At 37.1% G+C, this 15,390-nt stretch carries 29 protein-coding genes; 2 read left to right on the top strand and 27 right to left on the bottom strand.

The genetic code is table 11. The features are described from left to right. Positions 1–10 precede the first annotated feature (10 nt). The 26 genes from rpsM to rpsJ all read right to left on the bottom strand — a co-directional run bounded on the left by rpsM (position 11) and on the right by rpsJ (position 12,139). Complete coding sequence (gene rpsM / locus HMPREF2603_RS01835) at positions 11–376, bottom strand: 30S ribosomal protein S13 (RefSeq protein ID WP_002479549.1); 366 nt, start codon at positions 374–376, stop codon at positions 11–13. Positions 377–398: 22 nt separating this feature from the next. Further along, complete coding sequence (gene rpmJ / locus HMPREF2603_RS01830; RefSeq protein WP_002479550.1) at positions 399–512, bottom strand: 50S ribosomal protein L36; 114 nt, start codon at positions 510–512, stop codon at positions 399–401. Between the two features lie 33 nt (positions 513–545). Further along, positions 546–764, bottom strand: a complete 219-nt coding sequence (infA, locus tag HMPREF2603_RS01825) for a translation initiation factor IF-1 (RefSeq protein WP_002479551.1) — start codon at positions 762–764, stop codon at positions 546–548. A 188-nt stretch (positions 765–952) separates the two neighbouring features. Continuing rightward, complete coding sequence (locus HMPREF2603_RS01820) at positions 953–1,603, bottom strand: adenylate kinase (RefSeq protein ID WP_002479552.1); 651 nt, start codon at positions 1,601–1,603, stop codon at positions 953–955. 16 nt (positions 1,604–1,619) lie between these two features. Further along, positions 1,620–2,912 (bottom strand): preprotein translocase subunit SecY, encoded by a 1,293-nt coding sequence (gene secY, locus HMPREF2603_RS01815; RefSeq protein ID WP_002479553.1) that lies wholly within the window; start codon positions 2,910–2,912, stop codon positions 1,620–1,622. Continuing rightward, entirely contained in the window at positions 2,912–3,352 is a 441-nt protein-coding gene (rplO, locus tag HMPREF2603_RS01810) for a 50S ribosomal protein L15 (RefSeq protein ID WP_002479554.1), read from the bottom strand. Before rplO ends, secY begins: the two co-directional genes overlap by 1 nt. A 27-nt stretch (positions 3,353–3,379) precedes the next feature. After that, positions 3,380–3,565 (bottom strand): 50S ribosomal protein L30, encoded by a 186-nt coding sequence (gene rpmD / locus HMPREF2603_RS01805; RefSeq protein ID WP_002479555.1) that lies wholly within the window; start codon positions 3,563–3,565, stop codon positions 3,380–3,382. A 16-nt stretch (positions 3,566–3,581) separates the two neighbouring features. Next, positions 3,582–4,082: a 30S ribosomal protein S5 gene (gene rpsE, locus HMPREF2603_RS01800; RefSeq protein WP_002479556.1), complete on the bottom strand. Its 501-nt coding sequence runs from the start codon at positions 4,080–4,082 to the stop codon at positions 3,582–3,584. Between the two features lie 21 nt (positions 4,083–4,103). After that, positions 4,104–4,466 (bottom strand): 50S ribosomal protein L18, encoded by a 363-nt coding sequence (gene rplR, locus HMPREF2603_RS01795; protein ID WP_002479557.1) that lies wholly within the window; start codon positions 4,464–4,466, stop codon positions 4,104–4,106. 32 nt (positions 4,467–4,498) lie between these two features. Continuing rightward, positions 4,499–5,035: a 50S ribosomal protein L6 gene (rplF, locus tag HMPREF2603_RS01790; protein WP_002479558.1), complete on the bottom strand. Its 537-nt coding sequence runs from the start codon at positions 5,033–5,035 to the stop codon at positions 4,499–4,501. A gap of 25 nt (positions 5,036–5,060) precedes the next feature. After that, positions 5,061–5,459, bottom strand: a complete 399-nt coding sequence (gene rpsH, locus HMPREF2603_RS01785) for a 30S ribosomal protein S8 (protein ID WP_002479559.1) — start codon at positions 5,457–5,459, stop codon at positions 5,061–5,063. A gap of 32 nt (positions 5,460–5,491) precedes the next feature. After that, a complete protein-coding gene (locus HMPREF2603_RS01780) occupies positions 5,492–5,677 on the bottom strand; it encodes a type Z 30S ribosomal protein S14 (RefSeq protein ID WP_002479560.1) in 186 nt (61 codons plus the stop codon). Between the two features lie 26 nt (positions 5,678–5,703). After that, entirely contained in the window at positions 5,704–6,243 is a 540-nt protein-coding gene (rplE, locus tag HMPREF2603_RS01775) for a 50S ribosomal protein L5 (RefSeq protein ID WP_002479561.1), read from the bottom strand. A 25-nt stretch (positions 6,244–6,268) separates the two neighbouring features. Continuing rightward, positions 6,269–6,586 (bottom strand): 50S ribosomal protein L24, encoded by a 318-nt coding sequence (gene rplX, locus HMPREF2603_RS01770; protein WP_002479562.1) that lies wholly within the window; start codon positions 6,584–6,586, stop codon positions 6,269–6,271. A gap of 32 nt (positions 6,587–6,618) precedes the next feature. Next, positions 6,619–6,987 (bottom strand): 50S ribosomal protein L14, encoded by a 369-nt coding sequence (gene rplN / locus HMPREF2603_RS01765; RefSeq protein WP_002479563.1) that lies wholly within the window; start codon positions 6,985–6,987, stop codon positions 6,619–6,621. Between the two features lie 28 nt (positions 6,988–7,015). Further along, entirely contained in the window at positions 7,016–7,279 is a 264-nt protein-coding gene (gene rpsQ, locus HMPREF2603_RS01760) for a 30S ribosomal protein S17 (RefSeq protein ID WP_001829723.1), read from the bottom strand. 24 nt (positions 7,280–7,303) lie between these two features. Further along, on the bottom strand, positions 7,304–7,513 hold the full coding sequence (gene rpmC / locus HMPREF2603_RS01755) for a 50S ribosomal protein L29 (RefSeq protein ID WP_000644737.1): 210 nt from the start codon (positions 7,511–7,513) through the stop codon (positions 7,304–7,306). Beyond that, positions 7,503–7,937, bottom strand: coding sequence for a 50S ribosomal protein L16 (rplP, locus tag HMPREF2603_RS01750; protein ID WP_002479564.1), 435 nt, complete (start codon positions 7,935–7,937; stop codon positions 7,503–7,505). Before rplP ends, rpmC begins: the two co-directional genes overlap by 11 nt. Before the next feature lie 2 nt (positions 7,938–7,939). After that, entirely contained in the window at positions 7,940–8,593 is a 654-nt protein-coding gene (gene rpsC / locus HMPREF2603_RS01745; protein WP_002479565.1) for a 30S ribosomal protein S3, read from the bottom strand. A gap of 24 nt (positions 8,594–8,617) precedes the next feature. Then, positions 8,618–8,971, bottom strand: coding sequence for a 50S ribosomal protein L22 (rplV, locus tag HMPREF2603_RS01740; protein ID WP_002479566.1), 354 nt, complete (start codon positions 8,969–8,971; stop codon positions 8,618–8,620). 32 nt (positions 8,972–9,003) lie between these two features. Beyond that, entirely contained in the window at positions 9,004–9,282 is a 279-nt protein-coding gene (gene rpsS, locus HMPREF2603_RS01735; RefSeq protein WP_002479567.1) for a 30S ribosomal protein S19, read from the bottom strand. 64 nt (positions 9,283–9,346) lie between these two features. Beyond that, positions 9,347–10,180: a 50S ribosomal protein L2 gene (rplB, locus tag HMPREF2603_RS01730; RefSeq protein ID WP_002479568.1), complete on the bottom strand. Its 834-nt coding sequence runs from the start codon at positions 10,178–10,180 to the stop codon at positions 9,347–9,349. Between the two features lie 33 nt (positions 10,181–10,213). Further along, positions 10,214–10,489, bottom strand: coding sequence for a 50S ribosomal protein L23 (gene rplW, locus HMPREF2603_RS01725; protein ID WP_002479569.1), 276 nt, complete (start codon positions 10,487–10,489; stop codon positions 10,214–10,216). Further along, positions 10,489–11,112, bottom strand: a complete 624-nt coding sequence (gene rplD, locus HMPREF2603_RS01720) for a 50S ribosomal protein L4 (RefSeq protein WP_002479570.1) — start codon at positions 11,110–11,112, stop codon at positions 10,489–10,491. Before rplD ends, rplW begins: the two co-directional genes overlap by 1 nt. 28 nt (positions 11,113–11,140) lie before the next feature. Beyond that, positions 11,141–11,803, bottom strand: coding sequence for a 50S ribosomal protein L3 (rplC, locus tag HMPREF2603_RS01715; protein ID WP_023014975.1), 663 nt, complete (start codon positions 11,801–11,803; stop codon positions 11,141–11,143). Between the two features lie 27 nt (positions 11,804–11,830). Continuing rightward, complete coding sequence (rpsJ, locus tag HMPREF2603_RS01710) at positions 11,831–12,139, bottom strand: 30S ribosomal protein S10 (RefSeq protein WP_002479572.1); 309 nt, start codon at positions 12,137–12,139, stop codon at positions 11,831–11,833. A 337-nt stretch (positions 12,140–12,476) separates the two neighbouring features. Here rpsJ and HMPREF2603_RS01705 point away from each other — a divergent pair, with 337 nt between their 5' ends. Both HMPREF2603_RS01705 and HMPREF2603_RS01700 read left to right on the top strand, forming a co-directional pair. Beyond that, positions 12,477–12,863 (top strand): hypothetical protein, encoded by a 387-nt coding sequence (locus tag HMPREF2603_RS01705; RefSeq protein ID WP_002479573.1) that lies wholly within the window; start codon positions 12,477–12,479, stop codon positions 12,861–12,863. A 242-nt stretch (positions 12,864–13,105) separates the two neighbouring features. After that, positions 13,106–13,897 (top strand): glucose 1-dehydrogenase, encoded by a 792-nt coding sequence (locus HMPREF2603_RS01700; protein ID WP_060803670.1) that lies wholly within the window; start codon positions 13,106–13,108, stop codon positions 13,895–13,897. Positions 13,898–13,997: 100 nt separating this feature from the next. On the opposite strand, the gene HMPREF2603_RS01695 is transcribed toward HMPREF2603_RS01700, so the two are convergent. After that, a complete protein-coding gene (locus tag HMPREF2603_RS01695) occupies positions 13,998–15,332 on the bottom strand; it encodes an NCS2 family permease (protein WP_060803669.1) in 1,335 nt (444 codons plus the stop codon). Positions 15,333–15,390 lie beyond the last annotated feature (58 nt).

The following is a 15,390-nucleotide window of genomic DNA, read 5'->3' as shown; positions in this document are numbered from 1 at the left end:
CCTTTACCTATTATTTTTTCTTGTTAGCTACAGTTTTAACTGGGCCTTTACGTGTACGAGCATTGTTTTTAGTTTTTTGACCGCGAACTGGTAAGCCACGACGGTGACGGATACCACGGTAAGATGAGATTTCCATTAAACGTTTGATGTTTAAGTTTTGCTCACGACGTAAGTCACCTTCTACTTTGTAGCTGTCTACAACTTCACGAAGACGACCTAATTCATCGTCAGTTAATTCGTTAGTACGAGTTTGTGGAGAAACTCCAGCTTCTGCTACGATTTTTTCAGCAGTTGATTTACCAATACCGTAAATATAAGTTAATGAAATTACAACGCGTTTTTCGCGTGGAATATCGACTCCTGCAATACGTGCCATATTATTTTACACCTCTCTTTTATTAACCTTGTCTTTGTTTGTGTTTCGGATTTTCACAAATGATCATTACTTTACCTTTACGTTTAATGACTTTACATTTTTCGCAAATAGGTTTTACTGATGGTCTTACTTTCATTTTAATACCTCCCTGTAATAATGGAGTGACGAATTATTTATAACGATAAGTGATTCTTCCGCGAGTTAAATCATACGGAGACATTTCTACTGTTACTTTGTCGCCAGGTAGAATACGAATATAATTCATTCTAATTTTACCACTCACATGTGCTAAAATTTCATGACCATTTTCTAATTCTACTTTAAACATTGCATTTGGTAAAGTATCTGTTACTGTACCTTCTAATTCAATTACATCTTGTTTTGCCATTAGAACAATTCCCCCTTTTGCATTATTAGTTAATGTCTATTGGAAAATGTTAGACATACTGCCCTTGTATCATTACGTTGAACAAAAATCGGGAATCATTATCGTTATGCTGTCACTCATAATTCGTTAGGCTGAGAGACAAACAATATCAGACTGCCTTCATTCAACATACAAGCAGCAATGTTGAATTACTTAAGATCTTCCAAGATATCGATAACTGAGCCAGTTACTTCTTGGATATCTTTAGAACCGTCAACGTTTTTCAAAACGCCTTCTTTATCATAGTATTCTAAGATAGGTTTAGACTGTTTTACGTTAACTTCTAAACGTTTTGCAACTGTTTCTGGATTGTCATCTTCACGTTGGTATAATTTACCGCCATCAAGATCACAAACACCATCCACTTTTGGAGGATTGAACACAAGATGATAAGTTGTTCCGCAAACTTCACAAACGCGACGTCCAGTCAAACGATTCATGAGTTCTTCTTCCGGAACTTCAATATTAATAACTGCATCAATCTTTCTGCCAAGTTCTGTCATGATTTTACTTAATGCTTCTGCTTGTTCAAGTGTACGTGGGAAACCATCTAATAAAAATCCTTTTTTCGCATCGTCTTCAGAAAGTCTTTCTTTAACGATACCCACAGTTACTTCATCAGGTACAAGTTCGCCACGGTCCATATAAGACTTAGCTTCTTTACCTAATTCAGTTTCATCTTTGATAGCTTTTCTAAACATATCACCTGTAGATATATGCGGAATAGGGAATTTCTTAACAATTTCACTCGCTTGAGTTCCTTTACCTGCGCCAGGTAAACCCATTAAGATGATATTCATATTGCCCTCCTACAAATTATCTACCACCAAAGCCTTTATATTCTTTTTGGTTAACTTGTGCTTCCAAGCTCTTCATAGTTTCGATTGCAACACCGATAACGATCAATAAGCTTGTACCGCCGACTTGAATCGATTGCGGTAAGTTCATAAATTTAGTAGCAAGAATCGGTAAAATAGCGATAACTGCTAAGAAGATAGAACCTACAAAAGTTAAACGATATAAAACTTTGGTAATATACTTTTTAGTTTTTTCACCAGGTCTAATACCCGGTACATAACTGCCTTGTTTCTTAAGGTTGTCAGCCATTTTTTCTGGATTAACTTGAACAAATGCATAGAAATAAGTGAATGCAATGATCAAGATAATATAAATTACCATTCCGATGTTACTTGATGGATTGGCTGTATTGGCAATTTGCTGCGCCCAGTCAGCTTTAGGGAAGAACATTGTTAACGTTCTCGGTAACAAGAAGAATGCCATAGCAAAGATAACCGGGATAACCCCTGCTGAGTTAACTTTCAACGGCAAATACGTTGCATTTCGTCCTAAACGCTGAGCGGATTGTTTTTTCGCATATTGAATAGGTATCTTACGAACAGCTTGTAATACGTACACAGCACCCATTGTTAGTAAAATCAAACCAATAACTAGCCCTGCTACTTGCAACCATGCGATTGTTGTATCACTTTGCCCTACAAAGGCTTGTTGATAGAACTGAATCAGTGATGATGGCAAAGTAGACAAGATACCGGCGAAGATAATAATGGAAATACCATTACCTACACCATATTGTGTTATCTGTTCACCTAACCATAATAAGAAAGCTGTTCCTGCTGTTAATACAATTGCAATCAACAAATAACTCATAGGTGAAGGATCAACAATCAATGCACCTTTAAGATAGTTATTGAATTGGAATGCCATCCCTATTGATTGGATGAATGCCAAAAGTATCGCAAAATAGCGCGTAACGTTGTTTAGTTTCTTACGACCAACGTCACCTTGTTTGGCCCATTCTGTAAACTTAGGAACTATATCCATTTGCAATAACTGCATAACGATTGAAGCAGTGATGTAGGGCATAATACCCATTGCAAAAATGGAAAAGTTCTTCAAGGCTCCCCCACCGAATGTATTCAATAGATCAGTGACACCTTGAGAACCTTGTTGACTTTCAAACGCTGCTGGATTGACTCCAGGCGCTGGTATATAAGTACCTATTTTAAAAATAACTAGCATTGCGAGCGTAAAAAAGATCTTGTTTCGCACTTCTTTTGTTTTAAAGAAGTTTACGAATGTGTCAAACATTAGATCACCTCGTGTGCTCCACCTTTAGCATCAATTGCTTCAGCTGCAGATGCAGAGAATTTATGTGCTTTTACTGTTAATTTTTTCTCTAGAGAACCATTACCTAATACTTTGATACCCGCTTTTGCGTTTTTAACTACGCCTGTTTCGATTAAAAGTTCAGGAGTAACTTCTGTACCTTCTTCAAAACGGTTTAATTGGTCTAAATTCACAACTGCGTATTCTTTACGGTTGATGTTTGTGAAACCGCGTTTAGGGATACGACGGAATAATGGTAATTGACCACCTTCGAAACCTGGTCTTACTTTACCACCTGAACGTGCTTTTTGACCTTTTTGACCACGTCCACTTGTTTTACCATTACCTGTAGCAGCACCACGACCTACGCGGTTGCGTTCTTTACGTGATCCTTCTGCTGGATGTAAATCATGTAATTTCATTACGGCACCTCCTTATATATTATCTAATTATGCGTCTAATTCTTCAACTTTTAGCAAGTGACTTACTTTGTTCACTTGTCCACGGATAGCTGGGTTGTCTTCTACAACTACTGTAGAGTTAGTTTTTTTCAAACCTAATGCTTCAACAGTTTTACGTTGTGTTTCTGGACGACCAATAACACTACGTGTGAGGGTAATTTGTAATTTAGCCATTATTCATTTTCCCTCCTTAATTGTATAATTCTTCTACTGATTTGCCGCGTAATTTCGCAACTTCTTCAGCACTTTTTAGATTTTCTAAACCATTGATTGTAGCACGAACCATGTTAATTGGTGTGTTAGAACCTAATGACTTACTTAAGATATCAGTTATACCTGCTAACTCTAATACGGCACGAACTGGTCCACCGGCGATAACCCCAGTACCAGGTGCTGCTGGTTTCAATAATACACTTCCTGAACCGAAACGGCCAGTGATTGTGTGTGGTGTTGTACCTTCAACACGGTTTACAGATACTAATTCTTTTTTAGCAGCTTCTACCGCTTTTTTGATCGCTTCTGGTACCTCTTGTGCTTTACCTGTACCGAATCCAACACGACCATTTTTGTCTCCAACTACTACTAATGCAGTGAAACGGAAACGACGTCCACCTTTTACAACTTTCGCAACACGGTTAATCGTAACAACGCGTTCTTCAAATTCTTTGTTTTCTTCATCTCTGCGAGCCATTATTTGTCCCTCCTTTTATGATTAAAATTCTAAGCCATTTTCACGTGCTGCATCTGCTAATGCTTTAACACGTCCATGGTATAAGTAACCTCCACGGTCGAAGACGATTGCAGTGATACCTTTATCAACTGCTTTCTTAGCGATTACTTCGCCCACTTTGGCTGATAATTCAACTTTTGAACCAGTTTCATTTTCGAAATCTTTATCTTGAGTTGATGCTTGAGCTAAAGTTACGCCTTTAGTATCATCAATGATTTGTGCATAGATGTGTTTGTTAGAACGATATACGTTTAAACGTGGTTTTTCAGAAGTACCAGTTAAGTTAGTACGTACACGTGCATGTCTTTTTAAGCGTACTTTATTTTTATCAATTTTGCTGATCATGCTTTATTCTCCTTTCTTTAGAGAGTTATTTATTATTTACCAGTTTTACCTTCTTTACGACGAACATATTCGCCTTGGTAACGGATACCTTTACCTTTATAAGGTTCTGGTGGTCTTACGGCACGGATTTTAGATGCTGTAGCACCAACTAATTCTTTAGAAATACCTTCAACTTTAACTGTTGTGTTTTTCTCAACTGTGAATGTGATACCATCTTCTGGTTTGAATTCAACTGGGTGAGAGTAACCAACGTTAAGTACTAAGTTGCTACCTTGCAATTGTGCACGGTAACCAACACCGATAAGTTCTAAAGTTTTTTCGAAACCTTTAGCTACACCTTGTACCATATTGTTAATTAACGCACGAGTTGTTCCATGAACTGTTCTGTCTTTTTGAGAATCAGATGGACGTACAACTTCTAATGTGTTGTCTTCTAATTTGTAAGTCATGCTAGGATCCATAGTACGTGATAATTCACCTTTAGGACCTTTTACTGTAACTGTATTACCTTTGATGTCTACTGTAACATCGCTAGGAATTTCAATAATTTTCTTACCTACACGGCTCATTTACGGGCACCTCCTTAATTATTTATTACCAAACGTATGCTAATACTTCTCCGCCTACGTTACGTTTTCTTGCTTCTCTGTCAGTTACGATACCTTCAGATGTTGAAACTAATGCGATACCTAAACCATTTAATACTTTAGGTACTTCGTCAGCTTTAGCATAGACACGTAAACCTGGTTTAGAAATACGTTTTAAGCCTGTGATAACGCGTTCGTTGTTTTGACCATATTTAAGGAATAAACGTAAAACACCTTGTTTATCATCTTCTACGAACTCAACGTTTTTAATGAAACCTTCGTTTTTAAGGATTTCAGCAATTTGTTTTTTAATATTTGACGCAGGCAACTCGATTTTTTCATGACGCACCATGTTTGCGTTTCTTACACGAGTTAGCATATCTGCGATTGGATCTGACATTGTCATAGATTGTTGCCTCCTTTCAAGACTCTCTTTAATTACCAGCTAGCTTTACGAACGCCAGGGATTTGGCCTTTATAAGCTAATTCACGGAAACAGATACGGCATAATTTAAATTTGCGGTATACAGAATGTGGGCGTCCACAGCGTTCACAACGAGTGTATTCGCGCACTGGGAATTTTTGCTTTTTAGCTTGTTTTACAACCATTGATTTTTTAGCCACTTAATTAGCCTCCTTTATATTAGAGCTTACTTTTGAAATGGCATACCGAATTGAGTTAACAATGCACGGGCTTCTTCGTCAGTGTTAGCAGTTGTAACAATAACGATATCCATTCCTCTTACTTTACTTACTTTATCATAATCGATTTCTGGGAAAATTAATTGTTCTTTGATACCTAATGTGTAGTTACCGCGACCGTCGAATGCTTTTTTAGAAACACCGTGGAAGTCACGTACACGTGGTAATGATACTGAGATTAATTTATCAAGGAATTCATACATTCTTTCTCCGCGAAGAGTAACTTTTGCTCCGATTGGCATACCTTCACGTAAACGGAATGTTGCTACTGATTTTTTAGCTTTTGTGATTAATGGTTTTTGACCTGTAATTAATGTTAACTCTTCAACAGCGTTGTCTAATACTTTAGAGTTTTGAACAGCGTCACCTACACCCATGTTCACAACGATTTTATCGATTTTAGGTACTTCCATTACTGAACTATAGTTGAATTCTTTCATTAAGTTCTCAGTAACTTCTGTATTGAATTTTTCTTTTAAACGGCTCAAAGTGGATCCTCCTTTCAACTAGTTATTAATTATTAGATTTGATTTCTTCGCCTGATTTTTTAGCGATACGAACTTTTTTACCATCAACAAATTTGTAACCTACACGAGTTGGTTCATTTGTTTTTGGGTCCAATAATTGTACGTTAGAAACATGAATAGCTGCTTCAGTTTCTAAGATTCCACCTTCTGGATTAAATTGAGTCGGTTTTTGGTGCTTTTTAATGATGTTCACACCTTCCACAACGACACGGTCTTTTTTAGGTTCTGTTGCTTGTACAACACCTGTTTTACCTTTATCTTTACCTGAGATAACGATTACGTTGTCACCTTTTTTGATATGCATGTGGGCACCTCCTTAGATTTTATTTATTAAAATTATAGTACTTCTGGTGCTAATGAAATAATTTTCATGTAGTTGCTGTCACGTAATTCACGAGCTACTGGTCCGAAGATACGAGTACCGCGTGGACTCTTGTCGTCACGAATAACTACACATGCATTTTCATCAAATTTGATGTAAGAACCGTCTTTACGACGTACTCCTGATTTAGTACGTACTACAACAGCTTTAACAACTTCACCTTTTTTAACAACGCCTCCTGGTGTAGCATTTTTAACAGTACACACAATTACGTCGCCGATGTTCGCTGTTTTACGACCAGATCCGCCTAATACTTTGATTGTTAGAACTTCACGAGCACCTGAGTTGTCAGCTACTTTCAAGCGTGTTTCTTGTTGGATCATGAATTAAACCTCCCTTATCTTTAAATGATTAAATAATAACTGATTCTTCAACAATTTCTACTAAACGAAAACGTTTTGTTGCTGATAAAGGACGAGTTTCTTGAATCTTAACGATGTCTCCTAATTTAGCTGAATTGTTTTCATCATGAGTTTTATATTTTTTAGAATATTTTACTCGTTTACCATATAATTTATGAGTTTTGTAAGTCTCTACAAGTACAGTTACAGTTTTATCCATTTTGTCTGATACGACTCTACCTACATAAACTTTACGATCATTTCTTTCGCTCACTTTTGTAACCTCCTCTTTCAATTATTATTGATTAGCCTTACTTTGTTCAATTTCTCTTTCACGAGCAACAGTTTTTAGACGTGCAATCGTTTTTCTTACTGTACGAATACGTGCAGTTTCCTCTAATTGTCCTGTAGCTAACTGAAAGCGTAGGTTAAAAAGTTCTTCTTTTGAAGATTTGATTTGCTCTTCGATTTCTGAAGTGGTTAAGTCTCTAATTTCCTTAGCTTTCATTTGATTCACCACCCAATTCTTCACGTTTTACAAACTTAGATTTAACTGGAAGTTTGTGACTTGCTAAACGTAATGCTTCGCGTGCAACTTCTTCTGACACGCCTGCAACTTCAAATAAGATTCTACCTGGTTTAACTACTGCGATCCAGCCTTCTACTGCACCTTTACCAGCACCCATACGTACTTCTAAAGGTTTTTTAGTATATGGTGTATGAGGGAAGATTTTAATCCAAACTTTCCCGCCACGTTTCATATAACGAGTCATCGCAATACGAGCAGATTCGATTTGACGAGATGTGATCCAAGAAGTTGTAGTAGCTTGTAATCCATACTCACCAAATGTTACAAAGTTACCGCCTTTAGAACGTCCTTTTGTGTTTGGACGATGTTGACGACGATATTTAACGCGTTTTGGTAGCAACATTATTATTTTCCTCCTTCACTATTGTTCTTAGTAGGAAGAACTTCTCCACGATAGATCCATACTTTAACTCCTAGTTTACCGTATGTTGTATCAGCTTCAGCATGTGCGTAGTCAATGTCAGCACGTAATGTGTGAAGTGGAACAGTTCCTTCTGAATATTGTTCAGCACGAGCGATGTCAGCTCCGCCTAAACGACCTGAAACTTGAGTTTTAACACCTAAAGCTCCTAGTTTCATAGCTCTTTGAATAGCTTGTTTTTGTACACGACGGAATGATGCACGGTTTTCTAATTGACGAGCGATGTTCTCAGCAACTAAACGAGCATCTAAATCAACTTTTTTGATTTCGATCACGTTAATGTGTACACGTTTGTTAGTTAAGTTATTTAATTTGTTACGAAGTTTTTCAATTTCTGAACCGCCTTTACCAATTACCATACCTGGTTTACCAGTGTGGATTGCAATATTGATACGGTTAGCAGCACGTTCGATTTCTACGTGAGAAACTGATGCTTCTTTTAATTCGTTATCGATGAACTTACGGATTTTTAAATCTTCATGTAATAAAGTAGCGAAATCTTTTTCAGCATACCATTTAGCGTCCCAATCACGGATAACACCAACACGAAGTCCGATTGGATTAATTTTTTGACCCACAGTATTCCCTCCTTAGATAGTTTATTAAGCTTCTTTAGCTTCTTCTTTGCCGTCACTTACGACAATTGTAATGTGGCTTGTACGTTTGTTAATTGCACTTGCGCGTCCTTGAGCACGTGGACGGAAACGTTTTAAAGTTGGTCCTTCGTTAGCATATGCTTCTTTAACAACTAATTCATCTGTATTCATGTCATAGTTGTGCTCTGCATTAGCTAAAGCGGACATTAATAATTTTTCAACAACTGGTGATGATGCTTTGTTAGTTAATTTTAAAATAGCAACAGCTTCACCAACGTTTTTGCCTCTGATTAAGTCTAAAACTAATCTGACTTTACGAGGTGCGATTCTGATAGTTCTAGCAACCGCTTTTGCTTCCATTTGGTCTTCCTCCTCTACTTAATAGAAAGTATTTATCTTCTTGTTTTTTTGTCGTCTGCAGCATGTCCTTTGAATGTACGAGTTGGAGCAAATTCACCTAATTTGTGACCAACCATGTCTTCAGTTACATAAACAGGTACATGTTTACGTCCATCGTATACTGCAAAAGTAATACCGATGAAGTTAGGGAAAATAGTTGAACGACGTGACCAAGTTTTAATCACAGTTTTTTTCTGATTACCTTCTTGCGCTTCCACTTTTTTCATCAAGTGGTCATCGACGAAAGGTCCTTTTTTAATACTACGAGCCATTATGGCGCCTCCCTTCTTATTATGTGCGTGCAGCGATTACGCCGCACACCCAAATAAGTTGTTATTATTTTCTTTTACGTCTACGTACGATAAGTTTATCTGATGATTTTTTACCGCGACGAGTTTTCTTACCAAGAGTTGGTTTACCCCATGGTGACATTGGTGATGGCATACCGATTGGAGCACGACCTTCACCACCACCGTGTGGGTGATCGTTAGGGTTCATTACAGAACCACGAACTGTTGGACGGATACCTTTCCAACGAGAACGTCCGGCTTTACCAACGTTAACAAGTTCATGTTGTAAGTTACCAACTTGACCTACAGTTGCACGGCAAGTTGAAAGAATCATACGAACCTCACCTGAGCGAAGTCTTACTAATACGTATTTACCTTCTTTACCAAGTACTTGAGCACTTGCACCTGCTGAACGAGCGATTTGTCCGCCACGGCCAGGTTTTAATTCGATATTGTGAACTACAGTACCTACTGGAATGTTAGCTAATGGTAATGCGTTACCTACTTTAATGTCAGCTTCTTCACCATTTTCTACTGTTTGTCCTACAACCAAACCTTTTGGAGCGATGATGTAACGTTTTTCACCATCTGCATATACTAACAATGCAATGTTAGCTGAACGGTTTGGATCGTATTGGATAGAATCAACTTTTGCTGGGATCCCATCTTTGTTACGTTTGAAATCAATAACACGGTATTGACGTTTGTGTCCGCCACCATGATGGCGTACTGTCATTTTACCTTGGTTGTTGCGTCCCGCTTTTTTCGGTAGCGGTTGTAATAATGACTTTTCTGGAGTCGTTTTTGTGATTTCAGCGAAATCCAATGAAGTCATATTACGACGACCATTTGTAATCGGCTTATAATGTTTAAGAGCCATTGTCGCTTACCTCCTTATTGGTAATTTTATTTTTTAGTTGAATAGATCGATTGATCCTTCTTTAAGTGTAACGATCGCTTTGCGTCTTCTGTTTGTATAGCCTTGGTAACGGCCCATACGTTTTTTCTTAGCTTTGTAGTTGACGATATTTACTTTGTCTACTTTAACATCGAAAATTTCTTCAACTGCAATTTTAACTTGTGTTTTATTCGCACGTGTATCTACATCAAAAGTGTATTTGTCTTCAGCCATTGCTTCTGAAGATTTTTCTGTGATTACGGGGCGCTTAAGAACGTCTCTTGCTTCCATTATCCGAGCACCTCCTCAACTTTTTTAGCAGCTGCTTCTGTAATTAATACACTGTCAGCGCTAGTGATGTCTAATACGTTTAAACCAGTTACAGTAGTGATTTGAACACCAGGAATGTTACGTGCTGATAATTCAACATTTACATCTTCTGATTCAGTAACTACTAAAACTTTTTTAGGTAATTCTAAGTTTGATAATACTTTAGTGAATTCTTTAGTTTTTGGTGCTTCTAAACCGAAAGCATCAATAATTTTGAATTCATTTTCTTGTACTTTGAAAGATAATGCAGAACGTAATGCTAAACGACGCATTTTCTTAGGCATTTTGTAAGCATAGCTTCTTGGAGTCGGTCCGAATACGATACCGCCACCACGCCATTGTGGAGCACGGATAGTACCTTGACGCGCACGTCCTGTACCTTTTTGTCTCCATGGTTTACGTCCACCGCCGCGTACTGCTGAACGGTTTTTTACCGAATGCGTACCTTGGCGTAATGAAGCACGTTGTAAGTTAATTGCTTCGAAAAGAACATCTTTGTTTGGTTCAATTGCGAATACAGCATCGCTTAATTCAACTGAACCTGCTTTTGATCCGTCTACTTTTAATACATCATAATTTGCCATTATGCATTTTCCTCCTTTCGTTAATTAATTATTTGTTACCTTTTTTAATTGAAGTTTTGATTTCTACTAATCCTTTTTTAGGACCAGGCACATTACCTTTAACTAAGATAACGTTGTTTTCTGTATCGATTTGTACAACTTCTAAGTTTTGTACTGTCACTGTGTTGCCACCCATACGACCTGGCATTTTGTGACCTTTAAATACTTTAGATGCGTCAGATGCCATACCTACAGAACCTGGCGCTCTGTGGAAATGAGAACCGTGAGACATTGGTCCACGACCGTGACCATGACGTTTAATATTACCTTGGAAACCTTTACCTTTAGATACTCCAGTTACGTCAATGATGTCCCCAGCTTCAAATGTATCAACTGAGACTTCTTGACCTACTTCGTATTCATCAACATTGATGTTTCTGAATTCACGAATGAAGCGCTTAGGAGCTGTGTCAGCTTTTTTAGCGTGACCTTCAGCTGGTTTATTAGCATATTTATTTGACTTGCTGTCTTTTTTGTATGCTTGTTTGTCTTCAAAACCTACTTGGATAGCGTTGTAACCGTCTACCTCTTCAGTTTTCTTTTGTAATACTACGTTTTGTCCTGCTTCTACTACAGTTACTGGGATTAAGTCTCCGTTTTCACCGAATACTTGTGTCATCCCGATTTTTCTTCCTAAGATTCCTTTGGTCATCGAAAGTCCACCTCCTATGATTTTCTATTATAATTTAATTTCGATGTCTACACCTGATGGTAAGTTTAAGCCCATAAGAGCATCAACAGTTTTTGGTGTAGGGTTAACAATGTCGATTAAACGTTTATGAGTACGTTGTTCGAATTGCTCACGAGAATCTTTGTACTTATGCACCGCACGGATGATAGTGTAAATTGATTTTTCAGTTGGTAATGGAATTGGTCCAGAAACTTCTGCACCAGAACGTTTTGCTGTTTCAACAATTTTCTCAGCTGATTGATCAATTACTCTGTGATCATAAGCTTTTAATCTGATTCTGATTTTTTGTTTTGCCATAATTTTCCCTCCTTATATCGTCTTCATTTAGTGATAGACTTCTCCACGAAAACTATCTCACACAACGCCATGGCAAAGCGGCCGGGTGTGTCAGTAACCTTTCGCTTCATCGCGTATTCAAAGTCCAACATTAGATATGTTACACGAATCAGCGCTTAGTTGCAACCATTTCATGTAACTTTTTTTATGTTAGACTTTTTCTCTAACACATACCAGTATATTTTACTGCAAATGATTGCACACTTCAACCCGTATAAAGATTTTTTTCTCTAAGTCTTCATATTTTTTCAATCGACTCACATCCTATATAATAGTAAATGAATGGTGGTGATTAAAAGTGAAACATAGTACAAGAATCGCATTAATCATTATAAGCATTATCTTGCTGCTCTCTGAACTTTTATATGGTATTCCTTTCTTAGGAGGTTCTATCATCGTTTCATTTGGTTGGCAGCCATTAATCATTAATGCTTTCTTCTATTTATTACTCGTTATCGCATTATTAGCTGACAGCCAAAGTACAATTCGTCCTATGGTCATTATTCCTTTATTAGGAATCGCTGGTTCGTTTATCGCAATTGTTCCTTTTGTCGGAATGATTGTACATTGGATTTTATTCTTCTTAATGTTATTCTTCTTGTTTATTGTCATGAGCACTCCTATTTATATGCCAAATCGAAATGCGAGAGCTGTTTATGATGAGCATGGACGTCGAATTAAATAAGTTATAGATAAATACCGGCAGATCTGTCGGTATCTTTTTATATTTACAAGTGATTTTATGAGTTTCTTCCTATTGTAATGTAAACGCTTCTATTTATATTTATTTTAGAAGTTAAAGGTGTTTGGATTATTAATTTTTAGAAGCGGGTATATTGATAGAGTTCATAATAACGATGAAACATATTGCTTTTTAACTATATTGAATAGAAATAAAGCATGATATAGATAAAAGGAGATAGAGATATGTATCAAGATTTAGAAAATAAAGTAGTTATTGTCACAGGTAGTGGCAGCGGAATTGGTAAAGCTTACGCTGAAGCGTTTGGTAAAGCGAAAGCGAAAGTTGTTTTAAATTACCGTTCTTCTAAACACGAACCTGAGTTAGAAAAACTCAAAAAAGAAATCGAAGATCACGGTGGACAAGCTTTACCTGTTCAAGGTGATGTTACAAACGAAGAAGATATCATCAACCTTGTAGAACAAGCCATCAAACATTTTGGCACTTTAGACATTATGATTAATAACGCTGGATTTGAAAATCCTGTTGCTTCACATGAAATGTCTGTTGAAGAGTTCCAAAAAGCAATTGATGTTAACTTAACAGGTGCATTCATCGGTTCAAGAGAAGCTGTTAAATACTTCCTTAAAGAAGATAAAAAAGGAGTAATCATTAATACAGCGAGTGTGCATGACATCATTCCATGGCCTTACTATGTAAATTATTCAGCAAGTAAAGCTGGCCTAAAAAGTATGATGGAAACAATGTCTATGGAATATGCACAATACGGTATCCGCATTAATAACATTTCACCAGGTGCAGTCGTTACAGAGCATACGAAAGAGAAATTCTCTGATCCTGAAACACGTGAAGAAACTCTTAAAATGATTCCTGCAAGAGAAATTGGCGAAACAGAGCAAGTGGCTAACGTTGCTTTATTCTTAGCATCTGATGCAGCAAGTTATATTCACGGCACAACAATTTATGTTGATGGCGGTATGACGAATTACCCTGCGTTCATGGGTGGTAAAGGTTAATATTATCTCTTGCAGTAAGACACTTGCGAATTGTGCAAGTGTCTTTTTTGATATTAAAAAAACAAGCCCATATCTCATGAGCTTGCTTAATCGTTTTATTTTAACCGTGTACGAATACGAAATATAAAATGAATAATACCATTAATACATACATAATTAGATGTACTTCTTTATGACGTTTCGTCACTAACATTGTAATTGGATAGAAGATGAAACCACATGCGATACCTGTCGCAATTGAATAAGATAGTGGCATCATAATAATCGTAATGAAAGCTGGAACAGCCAATTCAAATTTCTTCCAATCAATTTGTGATAAGTTTCCTGCCATTAATACCCCTACTACGATTAATGCTGGAGCTGTGACTGCACTCGTAACAACAGCCATTAATGGACTGAAGAATAATGCTAATAGGAAACAGACACCTGTTACAATACTCGCAAAACCAGTTCTTGCACCTACAGCAACACCCGATGTTGATTCAATGTATGAAGTCGTTGTTGTTGTACCGAAAATAGAACCTACGATTGTAGCGATAGAATCTGAGAATAAAGCACGACCTGCACGAGGTAATTTATTATCTTTCATCATACCTGCTTGTGAAGCCACTGCCACTAATGTTCCTGCTGTATCAAAGAAATCAATGAACAAGAACGTTAAAATAACAATTAAAAATTGTACTGTAAATAATTGACCTGGGTCTTTAAATGCTTCAAATGCTGCACCGAATGTTGGCGCAATACTTGGAATCTTTCCTACTACTGCATGTGGCATTTGAATTAAACCAGTTAATAATCCGCCGGCTGACGTTAAAATCATACCGATAAAGATAGCACCCGGTACTTTTTTAGCATAAAGTACAACCGTTACGATGATACCAAATACTGCTAATAATACTTTACCGTCTGTAATATGGCCTAAAGTTACAAGCGTAGAATCATTATTCACAATAATACCTGCACCTTGTAAACCAACAAAGGTAATAAACAAACCGATACCCGCTGTTACAGCCATTTTCATCTCATACGGTATGGCGTTAATAATGGTCTCCCGGAGTCCTGTTACGGTTAATATCGCAAAGAAGATACCTGAACATAACACACCTGTTAAACCGATTTGCCATGGAATCCCCATTGTTAAAACAACAGTAAATGCGAAGAATGCATTCAGTCCCATACCTGGTGCTAATGCGATTGGATATCTAGCAATGAGTCCCATAAATAATGAACCCACAAATGCAGCTAAGGCTGTCGCAACAAATACTGCGCCCTGATCCATCTTCATATCATCTGGGATACCTTTTACACCTGCTAAACTTAAAATCTGCGGGTTAACAGCTAATATGTAAGCCATAGATAAGAAAGTTGTTAAACCGCCTAAAATCTCACGACGATAATTCGTTTGATACTTATCAAATTGGAAATATTTTTTCACTTTAAAGTCTCCTTAAATGAAATACCTTAATATTCTAATCCCTATTCAAAGAAAATAC

Origin of the sequence: Staphylococcus sp. HMSC055C03, assembly GCF_001809385.1 — a bacterium.
Classification (GTDB): domain Bacteria; phylum Bacillota; class Bacilli; order Staphylococcales; family Staphylococcaceae; genus Staphylococcus; species Staphylococcus simulans.
This window is presented reverse-complemented; position numbering and strand designations above follow the sequence as displayed.